The organism is Pantoea sp. GM_Pan_3 (assembly GCF_026541045.1).
Classification (GTDB): domain Bacteria; phylum Pseudomonadota; class Gammaproteobacteria; order Enterobacterales; family Enterobacteriaceae; genus Pantoea; species Pantoea anthophila.
On record NZ_JALNVA010000003.1, the window covers coordinates 379,791 to 397,796 of the forward strand.

An 18,006-nucleotide genomic window follows, 5' to 3' on the forward strand; every position below is an offset into this window, starting at 1 on the left:
TACCCCCGACCCGGAGAAACACGATGAAAGCAGGCCTGTTTCTGACGCTGCTGCTGACCAGCACGGTGACGATAGCGGGGGATCTGCCGTCAGATGCCTCGCTCGACCGCTGCCTGAATAACGCCCGGACCACGCTGGACATGAACCAGTGTTACGCTGCCGCCACTCAGGCCTGGGATCAGGCGATGAATAAGGAGTACGGCAGGCTGATGAAAACCCTCACCGGCGAACCCCGGGATAAACTGCGTGCTGCTCAGCGCGCCTGGCTGAGCTATCGGGACAGCTGGCTTGAGGCGGGCTACAGCCAGCTCAGTTCACAGGGCTCTCTGGGCAGTGTGGCGCTGAGCGCCCAGCGTCTGAGCCTGGTGCGCAATCAGGCGCAGATGCTGCAGGCGATGGCAAGGGGCAGTTGCGCTAACCCCGACGACTGCTGATCTGACCCGATTTTGCGCTGGCTGAGGCTGGCGCGTTCACTGACCTTCAGGGAGAAACCATGGCCGCTTACGCTTCAACGCTTATTCTGATTGGCCTCGCCGTGCTGAGCTATTTCGTGCACAACAACGCGGTCACCCTGTCGATTCTGGTGCTGCTGGCAATCAAAGTAACCCCGCTGGCACAGTTCTTTCCCTACGTGGAAAAACAGGGCATTACCTTAGGCATCATTATCCTGACGGTGGCCGTGATGGCCCCGCTGGCCAGCGGCTCTCTGCCGGCCGCTGCGCTGATCAAATCCTTTGCCAGCTGGAAGTCGATTGTGGCTATCCTGGTGGGCATTTTTGTTGCCTGGCTCGGCGGTCGTGGCGTCAGTTTTATGAGCGTTCAGCCGTCAGTTATCGGGGGCCTGCTGATTGGTACGGTGATTGGCGTGGCGTTCTTCCGTGGCGTGCCGGTAGGGCCACTGATAGCCGCAGGAATCGTTTCGCTGTTTGTGTCGGCGAAGTAGCCTTAGGGCGCATTCCGAAACGCCAAAAAGAGGGCATACTTTCAGAGTCAGTTGGCTATAATAGCCGACACTCAACATACGACTACTGAAGGAATACCCGATGAGTTTGAACCAGGTGCCAGCAGGTAAAGACCTGCCAGAAGATATCTACGTTGTCATTGAGATCCCAGCGAATGCTGATCCGATCAAATATGAAGTTGATAAAGAGTCTGGTGCCCTGTTTGTAGACCGTTTCATGTCTACCGCGATGTTCTATCCGTGCAACTACGGCTATATCAACCACACCCTCTCTCTGGATGGTGACCCGGTTGACGTACTGGTTCCGACCCCGTACCCACTGGTACCGGGCTCCGTGATCCGCTGCCGTCCGGTTGGCGTACTGAAAATGACCGACGAGTCTGGCGAAGATGCCAAACTGGTTGCCGTGCCGCACACCAAACTCTCTAAAGAGTACGATCACATCAAAGATGTGAACGACCTGCCAGAGCTGCTGCGTGCGCAGATCACCCACTTCTTTGAGCACTACAAAGATCTGGAAAAAGGCAAATGGGTGAAAGTGGATGGCTGGGACAACGCCGAAGCCGCGAAAGCCGAAATCATCTCCTCTTTCGAGCGCGCACAGAAGAAATAAGCCTGCTGCCCGTTTGTGAGTCGAAAAAAAAACACCGTCCATCAGGACGGTGTTTTTGTTCAGGCCTCTGGCTCCGCATCGCGCTTCAGCCAGTCGCCGCTCGTAATGCGCTGGCGTCCTGCCACTGAGCGTTGATAGACATAAAGCCATGCACTGCCAAACGGCGTCTGAGTCAGAAAACGTTTGTACTCTCCCCCTTTGGTGCGAAGCGCATCCAGCTCCGCAAGGGTTGAGGCATCAATGCGGTACACTTCACACTGTACCGCGCCGTTGCCCTCAATAACGCCGGGATAATGGCCCAGACTGTAAAGCTCAAAGCCTTCAATCTGGTGATCACCCAGCCACTGCGCATTCGTCATCCAGTGACTGTTTCCCTGTTTGCGCCGTAAACTGCCGTAGACAATTATTCGCATTGCTAAAACTCAAACTGATAGAGCAAATCGAGAGCCTGATCCACACCGGACACGGCTTCCAGATAGAGTTTGGGCATCAGGCGGTAACGCAAGGTTAACGTCGCCAGTGAATCAAATATGCCAACACCGTATTTTACCTGCAGACCCGGCAGTACATAGCCGCTGACCTGCACCTGCTGGCTGTCGCCAACACCCGCAGTATCAAGAGCCAGATTACTGACACCGAAAGTCTCCCCGATTTTACCCACAACCTGCCCACTTTGTGCAACCCCTAAGCCCACAAGCGCAGAAGTGAGGGCATTACTGTCGCCATCTTTGCCGAGTCCCTGACCGCGCAGCAGGTAAGAAAGCGCCTCCTGCTGCGACATCGCCGGGTCGGAGAAGACCTCCGCTTTCGGCTCATCCGCCAGGCCGGTGACGCGCAGACCCGCGGTGACGCCATCTTCGGTGGCATCCGGGTTACGAATCGCCTCCAGGTTGATGTAGGGCTGATCCGGCGGGCCGGCGAACTGCAGTTCACCTTTACGCACGATCAGATCCTGACCGTAAGCGTGGAAGCGGCCGGACGGGATGTTGATCTGACCGTTCAAGCCGAGGCCCGACCGATCCTGCACCAGCTTCAGGTCGCCATTCAGTCGCGCTTTCAGACCAAAGGCGGAGAGGCGCACATCGTTGCCGACATGGATCACCAGATTACTGTTGATCGGAATCGCCGCGGTCTGTGGCGCAATCGGCTTCAGCTGTTTATCCAGCATCACCTCATCCGACGAAACGCCCGTGGCGCTCTCCGGCACTTCCTGCACCGTGATGCGCGCCCATGGAATATCGACCCGTCCATCAAGGTTAAAGGCGGCAGGCGTCGCTTCAAAGACCAGATCCGGCGAGACATCCATGCGCACCATCGGCGGCACCGTGACGCGAACCCGGCTGCCCTGCGCGGCGACGCGGGCGCGCCAGTTGTCGAGCTGGCTCCAGTCCGCATTACCGCTGAGGTTGATGTTGCCCTGGCTGGTCTGCACCAGCCCGTTCAGGGTGGAGCTCATGCCATTGAACACCAGGTTGAGGCTGGCGGCCGTGAGGTCAACCGGCATAAAGTTGCCATCCACATCCACCCCGGTCAGGCCAAGCTGGCCATAGACCTGCGGCTGCTGCACGCTGCCGCCAAGACGCAGGCTGCTGTTGAGGCTGCCTTTGATCTTCTCGCCCTGCATCAGCGCCGGGTTGAGCATCGCCAGTGAGACGTTGCGGATGTTGACGTTACCGCCCAGCGTGCGGCGGCTTTGCGGATCGTCGATCTGCACGTTGCCATCCAGCTGCCCGTTACCGGCAATGCGGATCAGCCAGTCGAGCTGCGCGCGACCGTTTCGCAGTGCGGCATTGAGGTTCAGCGTATCAAAGGCGATCGGCAGGTTATTGCCCTGCACATCCTGCACCACCTTCACGCCGTGACCTTTCAGCGCGACCGTTCCGGTCGGCAGCGCCCCGTCAGCCGTCCAGTTGACGCGCACGTCGCCGCTGAACAGGCCGCTGAGCTGGGTGGCATCCGGCATAAAGGGTTTCACCATCGCCAGGTCAAAGCGGTTCAGCACCACATGGGCATGCCCCTCCGGGCCCGCTTCAACCGGTTCCGGCACGCAGAGGCGGGCATTGGGGTTCTGCCAGCAGTGCGGTCCGATGGTCGCCGTCTGACGGCTGTTGAGATAGTCGATGGCCATCGCACGGGTCAGTCGCCATTCGCCCACCGGCGTATCAAAGTGGGTGTCGTTCAGCGACCCTCGCCAGCGCTGCGTCTGGCGATCAAAGCTGCCGTTGAGCGCCAGCTGGCCGGAGACCGGTTTGCCCTGCACGTTGAGTTTCAGCTGATGCTGCTGCTCATTGCCGTCAGCATTCAGGGTCAGCAGGCTGATGTTCAGCGCATCCTGCTGCAGCTGTTCGACGCGCAGCTGCAGTTTGCCCGCCACCTGTTCGTCAGAGCGCACGTCCCCCTTGAGCGTAACGCGATTAATCCGCATCTGCTGCCAGCGCAGGCCCCGGCCATTGAGATCGGCCAGCAGCTGCGGTGCCTTCAGGGTGCCGCGCGCTTTGATGGCCCCGTTGACGACGCCGCCCAGACCGGGAAGCGCATTGTCGAGCTGCGGCGCATTGATGCTGGCATCCAGATCCAGACGGTCGCCCAGCGACCCTTTGACATCCAGCTGGTTGCGTCCCAGTGCCAGCTTAATGCCCGGCACTGTCCACTGGTTGTAGCTGTTGCCAGTCAGAGAGCCATCTGCGGTGACGGCGTTCTGTTTCACATTCCCTTTCAGTTGCAGCTGCGGCACGCTCAGCTGCCAGCTACCGCCATAGAGACTGCCGCGGGTGGTGATTTTGCCATCCAGCCGCGCCGGCCAGTCGGGATACTGTTTAGCCGTATTGATCCCCGCCAGCGTCAGTTCGCTGCGCCAGCTGATCGCCTTGCTCCAGTCCACCAGCGCAGTAAGGTCGATGTTGCCCTGCAGCGCAGCCACGCGCAGGCGATCGAGACTGAACTGCTCAACGTTGCCTTTACCGGTCAGCGAGACGGTCGCCGGTGGCACCGACTCCCCCTTCACGGCGGTCTGCAGTGACATCACATAGTCGGTGGCTTTGCCTTTGAACTGATAGTCCAGATTATCGGCCTGATAGGCGACCGGGCCTGTCAGCGGCCAGCGCAGTTTCGGGCTGGTCAGCTGCAGCGACAGCGGCAGCCCCGCCACCGCCAGCTGGGTCGCGGCGCTGAGCTGTGCATCCACCGGGCCGGAGAGGTTCAGCGCCAGCTTCAGCTCGTCGCGCATCGCGCCGTTAAGTTTCAGCGCAATCTTTTCGCCTTTGACCGGATCGGTGTTGACCGTGCCATTCAGGGCAAAATCGACCGGCCAGTTATCGGCCAGCGTCGCCTGCCCGCTGCCTCTGAGATTGCCGAGGTCAGAGTCAACCTCCAGCGTGGTCAGCTGCATCTGCCGGTCGGCAGTTTTCGCTTTCATCAGCAAGCGGCTGACCGAAATATCGGTGTCGCCGGTGACGCGCAGCTGTTCTCCCAGGATCTGCTGAATGTCGATATCCAGCGGCAGACGGAAATCGGGCAGCGCAGGCAGCAGCGGTTGTGCAAACATCGCCTGCAGCGTTTCACCCAGCGGTTTCTCAGCCGGATGCGGCTGCTGAACTTTCGGCTCCACCACCTGTTCGTTCACGACTTTGGCTGCTTTCGGCAGCGCAATCAGCAGGCTTTGAATATGGGTAGGATTGAGCGTCAGCGCACGATCCTGCCACTGCAGACCGGTGGTAAAGTCGAGCAGCGAAATCGCGGTGTCATCCACTTTGACATTAATATTGTGCAGGCCAAGATGGCGCAGCGTAATCGGATAGGGCGTGCTGAGGTTGGTCGAGCCGCTCTCCTCTTCCGGCGCTGGCGCGGCAGGCGTCATCTTTTTACTGTCGACCACCACGCTGATATCACGCAGGGAGACATCATTCACGCAGACCGACGAATGCAGCAGGCAGTTAAGGTTCACCGCCAGATGGATCTGCCCGGCATCCACACTGACGCCAGGCATTTCGTAACGCAGACCGCTCAGGGTCAGGTTACGCCAGCCGCCCTCGACCTGTTTGATTGACAGGCCCGGTACCCAGCGCGACGCGCCATTCAGCACCAGATGCAGCCCCGGCGTGGTGCCGATTAAAAATGCCACCCCACCCAGCAGCAGCACCAGAAAGATCAGGATGCCGATGAGGACCTTTTTCCACAGCTTCATAGTTCTGGCCCCAGTCCTATATAAAATTGCAGTCCATGTGCATCGTCATCCCCGATAGGTCTGGCGATGTCTAATTTGATGGGACCCACCGGTGACGACCAGCGCACGCCGACGCCCGCACCGGTTTTCACGTTACTCTGTTTGATGTCGTTGACCGCTTCACCGGAGTCGACAAATACCGCTCCCCACCATTTGCCGCTGACGTTGTACTGATACTCCAGCGAGCCGGTGGCGAGTTTTGACGCACCGGTGAGTTTGCCATCCTCATCACGCGGTGAGATGTTCTTATATTTGTAGCCACGAATACTGCGGTCACCACCGGCAAAGAAGCGCAGATCCGGCGGGACTTTTTCAAAGTCGTTGGTTTCGATCCAGCCAAGATTGCCGCGCGCCACAAAGCGGTGGCTGTCGCCGAGGGTACGTATCCAGACGTTCTGCGCCTGCAGAATCAGGAAGTCAACGTCTGAACCCCAGGTGGTATCGGAGACGTCCGCTGAGTAGCGCTGAGAGTCGCCCCAGGTCGGCATCAGGCCACCCCGCGAGCGGGTGCGGTTCACGCTGACGCCGGGATAGAGCAGCATGGTGGTATTGGTCACGCTGCCCTGAGTAAAGTGATCCAGGCTCCAGCGCAGGTTGACCGCTTTCTGCCAGCCGCTGCTGCTGTCCCAGTTGCGCGACATCGCCAGCGTCGTGGTGTCGGCTTTGGTGTCATTGAGGTCGGTGCGCTTCAGGCCGCCGGAGAAGGTGTAGTACTGCTCCAGCGGGCTTTTCAGCAGGGGCACTTTGTAGCTGAGATCGACCTGCTGTTCCGGCGCGGAAATGTAGGCGCTGGCCGCCAGGCTGTGACCTCTGTCATTAACCCACGGCTTTTTCCAGGTGCCTTTCAGGCGCGGGCCGACGTCGGTGGAGTAGCCGACCCCGGTTTCGATGGTGTTTTCGGTGCGCGGCGACATCACGGCATTCAGCGGCAGCACTTTTGTTTTCCGGCCTTTGCTGAACTCCGGTGCAACGACCACGGAGTTAAACCAGCCGGTGGCGGAGAGGCGACGGTTCAGTTCAGCCAGATCGCGCGAGCTGTAGTAGTCGCCCTTTTCAAACGGCACCAGGTTCTGCAGGTACGCTTCGCGAATCTGCGAGCCCTGAAACGTCACGTCGCCAAAACGGTAACGCTCGCCGCTGTCGTAGTCGATATCCCAGAACGCTTCATGCCGCTCGACCGACACCCCCAGCTGGCTTTTTTTAAAGGTGCCATCGAAATAGCCGTTGCGCAGCGCGAGATTCGAGAAGCCGCTTTTAAAGCGATCGTACTGCCCGTGGTTAAGCTGCGTGCCGACTTTGGGACGCCCCTGGGCTATCCACTCTTTGTAGTCGGCATCATTGCGGGCATCCCCTTCCAGCACGATGGTGCTGCCGCCGATTTTAACCGGCGGACCCGGTTTCACGTGCGCAATCAGCACCGGCCGTCCCCCCTGCGCGGGGGCAGGACGGGATTCAAAGTCGATCTCAGGTTCGTAATAACCCAGCGCGCGCAGGCCTTCTTTTATCGCGACAGAGACGCGGGCACGAAAGCGACCATCATTGGAGACTTCATCGCTGCCGATGGTGGAGAGGCGTGCTCTGACATTTCGCTGCAGATCCCCGGTTAAGCCGTCTACCTGTAATCGCACAGTCGCCGCCTCAAGGGCAGGCGCAGCAAGCAGCAGGCCAGCCATGCAATAAATATGAAATCGTGGCACCTGTACTCCTGTTAATCATGCCGGCCCCTTTTCCGCGGGGCGCTTATTAATCATCTTTGCCCGCACTACCGCAACGGCAACACCCCTATCATAGCCGCACTTTATGCCAAATGGCGGCGTAGCAGTAACATCTAAGTCAAATATCCGGGCTATTGTCGGTAAATGAGGAGATCGATACAACTCCTGCGACGGGGAATGACCCCGCCTGATGGAGTCACTCAGAGAAATCTGAGCGGGCTACTGACCGCCCTGACCGTGAATGCCGCCCGAACCGGCGGTTTGCCCTCTGGCGGGCTGATAAGCGCTCCTGCTATAATCTGCAGCCACAGGCATCCCGCCTGTTTTCATTTCTGCCCCGGCAGCGTTCAGCCTGTCGAACTGGCGCAGACATTTTTGGCACGGATAGCCCTGTTTAACGAGTAACCGCCCCGTTCGCGCTTGCTCACGCTGCCCAGGCCAAAAATGACAAGTGGATAACCCTTTGGATCACTTATGTTAGATAGCTTACTTGTCATTCTTTTACTGATTGTCGTCAGTGCTTTTTTCTCTCTGTCGGAGATCTCGCTGGCAGCCGCCCGCAAGATCAAACTGAAACTGCTCGCCGATGAAGGCAATGTTAACGCGCAGCGCGTCCTGAAAATGCAGGAAACGCCGGGTATGTTTTTTACCGTCGTCCAGATTGGCCTTAACGCCGTCGCCATCCTTGGCGGTATCGTCGGTGACGCTGCCTTTTCACCGGTCTTCAGCGGCCTCTTCAGCCGCTTCGTCCCGCCGGAACTGGCCGAGCAGCTCAGCTTTATCTGCTCCTTCACCATCGTGACCAGCCTGTTTATCCTGTTCGCCGACTTAACCCCAAAGCGGGTTGGAATGGTCGCCCCCGAAACCATCGCGCTGCGCATCATCAACCCGATGCGTTTCTGCCTGCTGGTGATGCGTCCGCTGGTCTGGCTGTTTAACGGTCTGGCTAACGTCTTCTTCCGCCTCTTCAAGCTGCCAATGGTGCGTAAAGATGACATCACCTCCGATGATATCTACGCGGTGGTGGAAGCCGGTGCGCTGGCGGGCGTGCTGCGTAAGCAGGAGCATGAGCTGATTGAAAACGTGTTTGAGCTGGAGTCGCGAACCGTTCCCTCTTCCATGACCTCGCGTGAGAACATCGTCTGGTTTGATCTGCATGAAGATGAGGCCAGCCTCAAGAGCAAAATCGCCGAACATCCGCACTCTAAGTTTTTAGTCTGCAGCGGGGATATCGACCATATCGTCGGCTATGTCGACTCCAAAGAGCTGCTGCTGCGCGTGCTGGGCAACCAGAGTATGGCGCTGAACAGCGGCCTGCAGATTCGTTCTGCGCTGATTGTGCCGGATACGCTGACCCTCTCCGAAGCGCTGGAAAGTTTCAAAACCGCCGGTGAAGATTTTGCGGTAATCATGAACGAATATGCGCTGGTGGTGGGCATCATTACCCTGAACGACGTGATGACCACGCTGATGGGAGATCTGGTCGGTCAGGGCATGGAAGAGCAGATCGTCGCGCGTGATGAGAACTCGTGGCTGGTTGAAGGCGGCACGCCGATTGATGACGTGATGCGCGTGCTGGACATCGACGATTTCCCGCAGTCAGGCAACTACGAAACCATCGGCGGCTTTATGATGTATATGCTGCGTAAGATCCCGAAGCGAACGGACTTTGTGAAGTTTGCCGGCTACAAGTTCGAGGTGGTGGATATTGACAGCTACCGCATCGACCAGCTGCTGGTCACCCGCATCGATGAACGACCGCCGGTGCTGAGCATGACAAAAAGCGAAGACGAGCAGGGATAGCGAAGGGTCTGGCTTATAAAACACTCAGGGCGCCATCGGCGCCCTTTTGATTAGTTGAACTCAAGCTTGAGACGAACGACCTGGCGGTTAATTTCTGACATCACGCTCAGGTGCTGTTTGTCTTTGACGCGCGGGATTAACACTTTCCCTTTATCGAACTCGAACGCGCCAACGTCCTTGATATACAACCTTCCTTTGAACAGCGTTTTGACATATTTCGCTATTTGCAGCGGATTATAGCGCTGGAAGATTTTCATACTGACTGACTCCTGTACATTTTTAAAGCACGCTTCGCCGTTTCCAAAGTAGGTACCAGCCCATGAAGCGCGAATTCGCGATAACTATAGAACACCGAACACTACTGGTGTTCCGAAAAATGAATTTTTTTACTGAGTTGACACATCATTACAGAACAGTCTGTTATGACTCTCATATGACACAGTATAAACCTTCGTTGGTTAAGGAATTGTGGCGGGCATAACAAACCTGACACCTTTCCACGACAGGCGCATCATCCCTGCTTACTATTGCAGTAAAATGACTGACTGGTCTGATCACTTAAGGAAAGTGCGATGCGAAATATTCTGGCAGCCGTGGCGCTGTCATTACTCATACCGGCGGGCGTCATGGCCCACGACCTCAGGCTCGATTCCCGCGTGCCCGCCACGGGCGTCAACGACAAAGGCGAGCTGATACTGCAGCAGGAGAAGTTTAGCTATAAAAACTGGAATAGCGCGCAGCTGAGTGGAAAAGTTCGCGTGATTCAGCACATTGCCGGGCGCTCCTCCGCCAAAGAGATGAACGCCGCGCTGATAGAGGCGATTAAGGCCGCGAAGCTGCCGCATGACCGCTATCAGACCACCACCATCGTTAACACCGATGATGCGATCCCCGGCACCGGCATGTTTGTGCGCAGCAGCATTGAGACCAATAAGCAGCAGTATCCCTGGTCGCAGTTTATCGTCGACAGCAAGGGCAATGTGCAGCACGCCTGGCAGCTGCAGCCGGGCAGCTCCGCCATCGTCGTGCTGGATAGACAGGGCGCGGTGAAATTTGTGAAGGATGGCCCGCTGACGCAGGATGAAGTGACAAACGTGATTGCTCTGGTCACCTCACTGCTGAAGGCGAAATAGCAGACGCCCCGGCGGGCACGAAGCTCGCCGGGGCGTCAGAAGACAGACGTTCAGCCCGCGTTAAAACAGCGACACGCGGAAGCCGGGGTTCAGGAAAGATTCGCGCGGCGCGTAATCCAGGGTTTTACCCTGCCAGTCATGCACATGCGCGCCTGCGGCCATCGCCACCGCATGTCCTGCACCGGTGTCCCAGATATTGGTGGGTCCGAAACGGGGATAGAGCTGAGCTTTCCCTTCCGCTACCAGGCAGAATTTCAGCGAGGATCCGGTTGCAACGGTCTGATGCTCGCCCAGCTGCTTCAGATACTCTTTCATCTCCTCATCGTCGCCATGGGAACGGCTCACCACCACCAGCGGAGGTCGTGCGTCACGCACATGAATCTGTTCACGATGACCGCCCTCCTCTTTCCACGCCTTTCCTTCCGCCGCAGAGTACATCACACCCAGCGCGGGGGCATAAACCACGCCCAGGATCGGCTTGCCCGCCTCAATCAGCGCAATGTTCACCGTAAATTCGCCGTTGCGTTTGATGAACTCTTTGGTGCCATCCAGGGGATCGACCAGCCAGTAGCGCTGCCAGTGCTGACGCTCTGTCCAGGCGGGCGGATCTTCTTCTGACAGCACCGGCAGATCGGGGGTTAACTGCTTCAGGCCAGAGAGGATGACCTCGTGCGCAGCGATATCCGCGGCGGTCACCGGCGAATCATCCGATTTGTGAGAAACGTCAAGCGGCGCGGCACCGTTATAGACCTGCATAATCGCGTCGCCTGCTTCGCGTGCCAGTTGGCAGATTTGCTCTAACATTTTTCACCTCGTTGTGTCTTTCTGCTGCAGGATCAGCTTTCCGTCAGACAGTGACATTTTAGCAGTTTCGCCTGACCTGCCCATTTACAGGCTGACCAGCGCGCCAATTTATAGATATATCAATATCATAGTTACCCGTTTATCGCCACGCCTGCGCCACTTTGCGCGCCCGCCGGAATCCGGTGCCGCCTCCGATGCGCCAAAACGTTATATCCATCACGATTTAAAATGACCCACCGGCAGGCTTTTACATTATTTTGAGATCCCCAATTATTTTGCAGCAGGAGCAGGCATGTTTAAGCCCGGCATAGTCTTACTGGCACTTGGCGTTTCCGCCGCCGCACAGGCCGCAACGGTCGATCTACGCATACTGGAAACCACCGATCTTCATAGCAACATGATGGATTTCGACTACTACAAAGACACCCCAACCGAAAAGTTTGGCCTGGTGCGCACCGCCACGCTGATTCACGCCGCGCGCCAGGAGGTGAAAAACAGCCTGCTGGTCGACAACGGCGATATCATTCAGGGCAGTCCGCTGGGCGACTACCTGGCGGCAAAGGGATTGCGTGAGGGGGAGATCCACCCGGTCTACAAGGCGCTCAACACCCTGGATTACAGCGTCGGCAACCTCGGCAATCATGAATTTAATTATGGCCTGCCCTACCTGAAGAAAGCGCTGGCCGGTGCCCGCTTTCCCTACGTCAATGCCAACGTCATTGACGTGAAGAGTGGCAAGCCGCTGTTTACGCCTTACCTCATCAAATCCACCACGCTGGTTGATCGTGAAGGCAAAACCCGGACCCTGAAGATTGGCTATATCGGCTTTGTGCCGCCGCAGATCATGGTGTGGGATAAAGCCAATCTGCAGGGCAAGGTGCGGGTCGATGACATCACGGAAACGGCGCGCCGTTATGTGCCGGAGATGCGTGCGCAGGGCGCGGATCTGGTCATCGCGATTCCGCACTCCGGCCTGAGCAGCGAGCCGTATCACACGCTGGCGGAGAACTCGGTTTACTATCTCAGCCAGGTTGAAGGCATCAACGCCATCCTGTTTGGCCATGCCCACGCCGTCTTCCCTGGTAAAGATTTCGCCGCGATTAAAGGCGCAGACATTAAGAACGGCACCCTGAATGGTGTGCCTGCGGTGATGCCCGGCATGTGGGGCGATCACCTGGGTGTGGTCGACCTGGTGCTGAACAATGACAACGGCAGGTGGCAGGTCACGAGCGGCAAAGCCGAGGCGCGTCCGATCTATGACATCGCAGCGAAAAAGTCTCTCGCCGCAGAAGATCCCGCGCTGGTGAAGGTCCTGGCTGAGGATCACCGCGCCACGCGCGACTTTGTGGCGAAACCCATCGGCAAGTCCGCCGACGTGATGTACAGCTACCTGTCGCTGGTGCAGGACGATCCTACCGTGCAGATCGTCAACAACGCTCAGCGCGCCTATGTCGAGCACTTCATTCAGGGCGATCCCGATCTGGGCCGTCTGCCGGTACTCTCAGCCGCGGCGCCTTTCAAGGCGGGCGGGCGTAAAAACGATCCGGCCAGCTATGTCGAAGTGGAGAAAGGGCCGCTGACCTTCCGCAACGCCGCCGATCTTTATCTCTACCCCAACACGCTGGTGGTCATGAAGGTCAGCGGGGCGCAGGTTAAAGAGTGGCTGGAGTGCTCTGCAGGCCAGTTTAACCAGATCGATCCGCACAGCACGAAAACACAGTCGCTGATTAACTGGGATTTCCGCACCTATAACTTCGATGTAATCGACGGGGTCACCTATCAGATCGATGTCACCCAGCCAGCGCGCTACGACAGCGAGTGCCAGCTGATCCATCCTGATGCCTCCCGTATCCGTCAGCTGAGCTGGCAGGGTAAGCCGATCGACCCGCAGGCGACCTTCCTGGTGGCAACGAACAACTATCGTGCTTATGGCGGCAAATTTGCCGGCACCGGCGATAAGTATGTCGCCTTTGCCTCGCCGGATGAGAACCGTTCGGTGGTGGCAGCCTATATCAGTGCAGAGACTAAGGCGCACGGGGAAGTCCAGCCACAAGCGGACAATAACTGGCGGCTGGCCCCGATTAACGCATCCACGCCGCTGGACATCCGGTTTGAGACGGCACCGGGGGAGAAAGCGACCGGGTTTATTAAGCAGCATGCGCAATATCCGCTTCAGCCCAAAGGGACAGATGCGACTGGCTTCGCGTTGTGGCAGGTGAATTTACAGCAGAAGTAAGGCAGGAGAAAACGCTGCAACCGGGCGGTTGCAGCGTCCGGCAATTACAGAATTTCCAGCAGTTCCACTTCGAAAATCAGGGTGCTGAACGGTGGGATGGAGGCACCCGCACCGCGCTCGCCATACGCGAGGTTCTGTGGGATCACCAGTTCCCATTTTGAGCCAACCGGCATCAGGGTCAGGGCTTCGATCCAGCCTGGGATCACACCGCTCACCGGGAACTCTGCCGGTTCGCCACGCGCCACCGAGCTGTCGAACACGCTGCCGTCGATCAGTTTGCCGGTGTAGTGCACGCGTACGCGATCCTGACGCGATGGGATAGGACCTTCGCCCTGAGTAATCACGCTGAACTGCAGACCGGATTCGGTGCTGTTCACGCCTTCACGCTGCGCATGTTCCTGCAGGAACGCCTGACCTTCTGCTGCCATGGCTTCGGTGCGCTCACGACGCACGCCTTCAGCGCGTTCATGAACTTCACGCAGTGCGCGATGAACGACATCAACCGGTACGGCAGGCGAGTTCCCTTCCAGCGCGTCGCGCAGGCCCGCGAGCAGTGCTTCTGGCTGCAGCCCCTGCAGACCAGATTCCAGCAACTGCTGGCCAACCTGTAAACCAATACCGTAACTTGCTTGTGCTTCGACGCTGTCGAAAGAAGGGGTAGTCATCTTCGTTCCTTTCACTCTCGGATAAATTCGAACCGGCAGCATAGCAGCGCAGGCCGCTGGCGTAAAATGCCCTGCATCGCAGATGACTTTTCCCGGCGAAAGAGAAACAATAGAGCCGTCAGATTTATCAATGCTGGCAGGCACTTCGCGCCAGTATTGCCCATACTATAACTATCGACGGAATACCCCCCGTCTGTGGCACACGAAGAAGAGAGCAACTATGGGCCAGATCGCCCCACGACGCCGCCGGACGCGCGCAACACATATGATATCCCGGCTGCAGACCTGGCTGGCCGCACGCAGGCCAGCGCAGCCTGCCGGAGAGGAGGAACCCCGCATGGCTTCTGAGACGTCATCCCGCCTGCCGACATGGCTTCAGCGAATCTGGCATTTTACCGACGACATCCGCTGGATGGCACCGCTGCCCGCGCCGCACCGTCGCGGCATTGTGGCGGCGCTGCTGGTTATGCTGGTGGCGTTTCTCTGGCCTGCCACGACGCCGCGCTATCCGGTCGAGCAGCCGGTTACGCCTTCCGCAGAGAAAGAGGTGCCGATGCAGGCCGATATCTACGATAACACCCGCTCCGGGCAGGCCTCCTCATCACAGCAGACGCCAAAAGCAGATTCTCAGGGCGCGTGGCGCAGTCTGACCATCGCGTCCGGCCAGACGCTGGCGCAGCTGTTTCGTGACAACAGCCTGCCGGTCAATGATGTGTTTGCGATGGCGCGGGTGGAAGGCAACGATCAGCCCCTCAGCTCACTGAAAAGTGGTCAGCAGGTCAAAATCCGACAGGATGCACAGGGTGTGGTAACGGGACTGACGGTGGAGGGCGCAGAGGGCCCGGTGCTGTTTACCCGTCAGACAGACGGCAGCTTTATCCGCGCGCAGTAGCTGAGCAAGGCATAAAAACAAAAACGCCGGCACAGGGCCGGCGATTTTGTTGTGCTCAGTTAATAAAATTAACCAGCAACAACCTTCACGGTCAGTTTAGCGAATACATCGCTGTGGACCTGGAAGTCTACTTCATGCTCACCGGTAGTACGCAGAACGCCGTTCGGCAGACGAACTTCGCTCTTCGCTACGTCAACGCCAGCTGCAGTAACTGCATCAGCGATGTCGCGGGTACCGATTGAACCGAACAGCTTACCTTCATCGCCTGCTTTAGACGTGATGGTCACGGTGCCCAGTGCATTGATTTTCTCAGCGCGTGCAGTCGCTGCAGACTGAACGTCAGCCAGTTTGGCTTCCAGTTCAGCACGGCGTGCTTCGAAATACTCAACGTTTTTCCTGGTAGCAGGAACAGCTTTGCCCTGTGGAACCAGGAAGTTACGAGCGTAGCCCGCTTTAACGTTAACCTGATCACCCAGGCTGCCCAGGTTTGCTACTTTATCAAGCAGAATAACTTGCATTACCTTATCCTCTTAAAGTCGTTAATGGACAGTTGCCGATTACTGATGACGATCAGTGTACGGCAGCAGAGACAGATAACGCGCGCGCTTGATGCAGCGAGCCAACTGACGCTGGTATTTTGCACGAGTACCGGTGATACGGCTCGGGACAATTTTACCGCTTTCGGTAATGTAGTTTTTCAACGTTGCGATGTCTTTGTAATCAATCTCAACAACGCCTTCCGCGGTGAAACGGCAGAACTTGCGACGACGGAAATAACGTGCCATTAGGCTAGTCTCCAGAATCTATCAATTCAATCTGCTCGGCATGGAACACCACTTTGCTCTGGCCATTGCGTGCCTGATGGCAACTAATGAAACCGTCCAGTGTGAGTTGCGTGCCGACCGTTATATGTTGAGTAATCACCTGATGGGTGCTGCCGCTGATAATCACCGGCATACGACACCAGGCTTGCCGGTGAAACCCGGCCTCCTCCTGCACTGAGCGGTGCTCTAGCACAAACTGACAGTGAGGAATTCCTGACGGGCTAATTTTTCGAACCGGCGTCCTGCACACAGTGCCGGACAAGCGCAGTCGATTAACCGTCACGATGGATTACTCTTCAGAATCCCCAGCATCTGACTCATCAGCGGATTCGTTAGCAAAATCTTCGCGACGATCACGACGCTCATCTTTCGCTTTAACCATCGGTGATGCTTCAGTTACCGCGTGTTTAACGCGCATAACCATGCTACGGATAACGGCGTCGTTGAAGCGGAAGTTCGTTTCCAGCTCATCGATCGCTTCCTGCGGCGCTTCAACGTTCATCAGAACGTAGTGAGCTTTGTGCAGTTTGTTGATCGGGTAAGCCAGCTGACGGCGGCCCCAGTCTTCCAGACGGTGAATCGTGCCCTGTGCACCAGTGATAGCACCAGTGTAACGCTCGATCATGCCAGGAACCTGTTCGCTCTGGTCAGGATGAACCATAAATACGATTTCGTAATGACGCATCGAAATTGCTCCTTACGGATTATTCAGCCTCCTGTCGGGGTCAGCCGCGGCCCATGGAAGCAAGGAACGTTATAGGCTGTGTCCCACAACCGTTCGCCGTAACGAGCCTTTGTGGGACACAGCCTGAGAATGCGGCTGAAAAATTGACGCGTAATCATACTGGCGACCGTGGCTAAACTCAAGCGCATTTCAATAAAATGCGGCTGGGGACGCGGAGTCGGTGGGTCAGGAAGGGAACAGTGTAAAAACAGCGGGTTAACGCGGGATCGTTCAAAAACGCTGACAGAGAGGTTCAGCGGGACGATCTGGCGTTCGCAGTGGCAGTGGCTAAAATTAAAGCAGACGTCACGACAGGGTCGCTGGCGTCACACAGAGTGTCTTCCCTGAAGTGAGGAGTCGGGCATGAAAACGTTCGTCATCGCCACTTTCCTGGGTCTCTTCCTGTCTCCACCCGCCCTTGCCAGCCATGCTGACTGTGCGCAGCAGATAAGAAGTCACAGCAGTGAAGCGGCATCCGGTTATGTCTACGTTAACCGGCTGGACAGGCCGGAACGAAACCCGGTCAGCGCGGCTGCCAGTCCAGCTGAGAAATCGGCTGCGCGCTGGTAAGTACCGGTCGCGTCACGGGCGGCGGCATCCTGCTCCGCCCGTTCATCGTTTACAGCTGATGACGAAAGAAGCTGACCAGCGCCGTCAGGGCGGAGGGGGTGATCTTATGCCCAATTCCCTTTTCCGACAGCGACGTCAGATGCTGATCCAGGCCATTGTCACGCAGGGCTCTCTCCAGCCGCTCGGTTTCCGCCCAGGGCACCACCTCATCCGCCTCGCCATGCCACAGCAGCAGCGGCCGGTCTGCCAGTGCCGTGAGCCGGTTGCAGGGGTCATACTCCGCCAGAGGCGCCATACGGGCAGCAAATTTCGCCTGCCGGTCGGGCGAATCGGGGAGCCGCGGCGGAAACAGTGAGTGACTGAGCTGCATAAAATAGCCCGATCCCATCATGCAGGCGACGCTGTGAATCTGTGGATAGCGCGCCATGGCCCCCAGGGCGGTCATGCCGCCCATTGAGGCCCCCGCCACCGCAAAACACGAACCGGCGATCAGATTTTCATCTCGCAGCGCCGCTTCCAGCTGCGGCAGCTCATCAATGTTCTGCTTCAGGATCTCCCAGAAGCGGTCCAGGCGTGTCCCGGCATCACCGTCATAGCGCGCGCCGTGTCGCGCCGCATCGGGCATCACCGCGCGAAAACCTGCCTGCGCCAGCGCTACCGCAAAGTAGGCGTAGACCTCTTTCGACGAGGTAAAGCCGTGATAAAACAGCACCGTGGGCAGCGGTGCCTGGCGCTGTCCGGCAGGCGTGGCGTGCAGGCATTCAATACCGGCCAGCGTTTCTGTCGTGAGTTCGATCATCGTCTCTCCTGATGAGGTGAAAGCGTGCCGCTTCAGTGTACGTGC

At 57.7% G+C, this 18,006-nt stretch carries 19 protein-coding genes; 8 read left to right on the top strand and 11 right to left on the bottom strand.

Annotated elements, in window-relative coordinates:
- Positions 1-23 precede the first annotated feature (23 nt).
- From OXR04_RS12295 to ppa, 3 genes are all read left to right on the top strand, one after another.
- Positions 24-434, top strand: a complete 411-nt coding sequence (locus tag OXR04_RS12295) for a lysozyme inhibitor LprI family protein (protein ID WP_150030237.1) — start codon at positions 24-26, stop codon at positions 432-434.
- A gap of 59 nt (positions 435-493) precedes the next feature.
- On the top strand, positions 494-943 hold the full coding sequence (locus tag OXR04_RS12300; protein ID WP_046102597.1) for a DUF441 domain-containing protein: 450 nt from the start codon (positions 494-496) through the stop codon (positions 941-943).
- 100 nt (positions 944-1,043) lie between these two features.
- Positions 1,044-1,574: an inorganic diphosphatase gene (gene ppa / locus OXR04_RS12305; protein WP_009087427.1), complete on the top strand. Its 531-nt coding sequence runs from the start codon at positions 1,044-1,046 to the stop codon at positions 1,572-1,574.
- A 59-nt stretch (positions 1,575-1,633) separates the two neighbouring features.
- On the opposite strand, the gene OXR04_RS12310 is transcribed toward ppa, so the two are convergent.
- Genes OXR04_RS12310 through OXR04_RS12320 form a run of 3 tightly spaced genes read right to left on the bottom strand, consistent with a single transcriptional unit; the run spans position 1,634 to position 7,469 of the window.
- Positions 1,634-1,987, bottom strand: coding sequence for a gamma-glutamylcyclotransferase (locus tag OXR04_RS12310; RefSeq protein WP_009087429.1), 354 nt, complete (start codon positions 1,985-1,987; stop codon positions 1,634-1,636).
- Positions 1,988-1,989: 2 nt separating this feature from the next.
- Positions 1,990-5,757: a translocation/assembly module TamB domain-containing protein gene (locus tag OXR04_RS12315; protein WP_267369893.1), complete on the bottom strand. Its 3,768-nt coding sequence runs from the start codon at positions 5,755-5,757 to the stop codon at positions 1,990-1,992.
- Complete coding sequence (locus tag OXR04_RS12320; protein WP_181161960.1) at positions 5,754-7,469, bottom strand: autotransporter assembly complex family protein; 1,716 nt, start codon at positions 7,467-7,469, stop codon at positions 5,754-5,756. Before OXR04_RS12320 ends, OXR04_RS12315 begins: the two co-directional genes overlap by 4 nt.
- A 516-nt stretch (positions 7,470-7,985) precedes the next feature.
- Here OXR04_RS12320 and OXR04_RS12325 point away from each other — a divergent pair.
- Positions 7,986-9,314, top strand: a complete 1,329-nt coding sequence (locus OXR04_RS12325; protein WP_009087434.1) for a hemolysin family protein — start codon at positions 7,986-7,988, stop codon at positions 9,312-9,314.
- Positions 9,315-9,364: 50 nt separating this feature from the next.
- Here OXR04_RS12325 and OXR04_RS12330 read toward each other — a convergent pair whose 3' ends face one another.
- Positions 9,365-9,571 carry a DUF1107 domain-containing protein gene (locus OXR04_RS12330; protein ID WP_003855513.1) on the bottom strand — a complete coding sequence of 69 codons (207 nt, stop codon included), beginning with the start codon at positions 9,569-9,571 and terminating at the stop codon, positions 9,365-9,367.
- A 315-nt stretch (positions 9,572-9,886) separates the two neighbouring features.
- Between OXR04_RS12330 and OXR04_RS12335 the strand changes: the two genes are divergently transcribed.
- Positions 9,887-10,447, top strand: a complete 561-nt coding sequence (locus OXR04_RS12335) for a YtfJ family protein (protein ID WP_267369892.1) — start codon at positions 9,887-9,889, stop codon at positions 10,445-10,447.
- Positions 10,448-10,507: 60 nt separating this feature from the next.
- On the opposite strand, the gene cysQ is transcribed toward OXR04_RS12335, so the two are convergent.
- Positions 10,508-11,251, bottom strand: coding sequence for a 3'(2'),5'-bisphosphate nucleotidase CysQ (gene cysQ / locus OXR04_RS12340; protein WP_046102601.1), 744 nt, complete (start codon positions 11,249-11,251; stop codon positions 10,508-10,510).
- Positions 11,252-11,543: 292 nt separating this feature from the next.
- Between cysQ and OXR04_RS12345 the strand changes: the two genes are divergently transcribed.
- Entirely contained in the window at positions 11,544-13,487 is a 1,944-nt protein-coding gene (locus OXR04_RS12345) for a bifunctional 2',3'-cyclic-nucleotide 2'-phosphodiesterase/3'-nucleotidase (RefSeq protein WP_267369891.1), read from the top strand.
- Between the two features lie 44 nt (positions 13,488-13,531).
- Here OXR04_RS12345 and fklB read toward each other — a convergent pair whose 3' ends face one another.
- Positions 13,532-14,152: an FKBP-type peptidyl-prolyl cis-trans isomerase gene (gene fklB / locus OXR04_RS12350; protein ID WP_009087442.1), complete on the bottom strand. Its 621-nt coding sequence runs from the start codon at positions 14,150-14,152 to the stop codon at positions 13,532-13,534.
- 220 nt (positions 14,153-14,372) lie between these two features.
- Between fklB and OXR04_RS12355 the strand changes: the two genes are divergently transcribed.
- A complete protein-coding gene (locus tag OXR04_RS12355; protein WP_150030241.1) occupies positions 14,373-15,044 on the top strand; it encodes a LysM-like peptidoglycan-binding domain-containing protein in 672 nt (223 codons plus the stop codon).
- A gap of 68 nt (positions 15,045-15,112) precedes the next feature.
- Here the strand turns inward: OXR04_RS12355 and rplI are convergent, their stop codons facing one another.
- Genes rplI through rpsF form a run of 4 tightly spaced genes read right to left on the bottom strand, consistent with a single transcriptional unit; the run spans position 15,113 to position 16,553 of the window.
- On the bottom strand, positions 15,113-15,562 hold the full coding sequence (rplI, locus tag OXR04_RS12360; protein ID WP_046102603.1) for a 50S ribosomal protein L9: 450 nt from the start codon (positions 15,560-15,562) through the stop codon (positions 15,113-15,115).
- A gap of 39 nt (positions 15,563-15,601) precedes the next feature.
- Positions 15,602-15,829, bottom strand: a complete 228-nt coding sequence (gene rpsR, locus OXR04_RS12365; RefSeq protein WP_002210155.1) for a 30S ribosomal protein S18 — start codon at positions 15,827-15,829, stop codon at positions 15,602-15,604.
- Between the two features lie 4 nt (positions 15,830-15,833).
- Complete coding sequence (gene priB / locus OXR04_RS12370) at positions 15,834-16,151, bottom strand: primosomal replication protein N (protein WP_009087448.1); 318 nt, start codon at positions 16,149-16,151, stop codon at positions 15,834-15,836.
- Positions 16,152-16,157: 6 nt separating this feature from the next.
- Positions 16,158-16,553, bottom strand: coding sequence for a 30S ribosomal protein S6 (gene rpsF, locus OXR04_RS12375; RefSeq protein WP_009087450.1), 396 nt, complete (start codon positions 16,551-16,553; stop codon positions 16,158-16,160).
- A gap of 402 nt (positions 16,554-16,955) precedes the next feature.
- On the opposite strand from rpsF, the gene OXR04_RS12380 reads away from it, so the two are divergent.
- Positions 16,956-17,162: a hypothetical protein gene (locus OXR04_RS12380; RefSeq protein WP_154929178.1), complete on the top strand. Its 207-nt coding sequence runs from the start codon at positions 16,956-16,958 to the stop codon at positions 17,160-17,162.
- Positions 17,163-17,211: 49 nt separating this feature from the next.
- Here OXR04_RS12380 and yjfP read toward each other — a convergent pair whose 3' ends face one another.
- On the bottom strand, positions 17,212-17,961 hold the full coding sequence (gene yjfP, locus OXR04_RS12385) for an esterase (RefSeq protein ID WP_154929179.1): 750 nt from the start codon (positions 17,959-17,961) through the stop codon (positions 17,212-17,214).
- Positions 17,962-18,006: the final 45 nt, after the last annotated feature.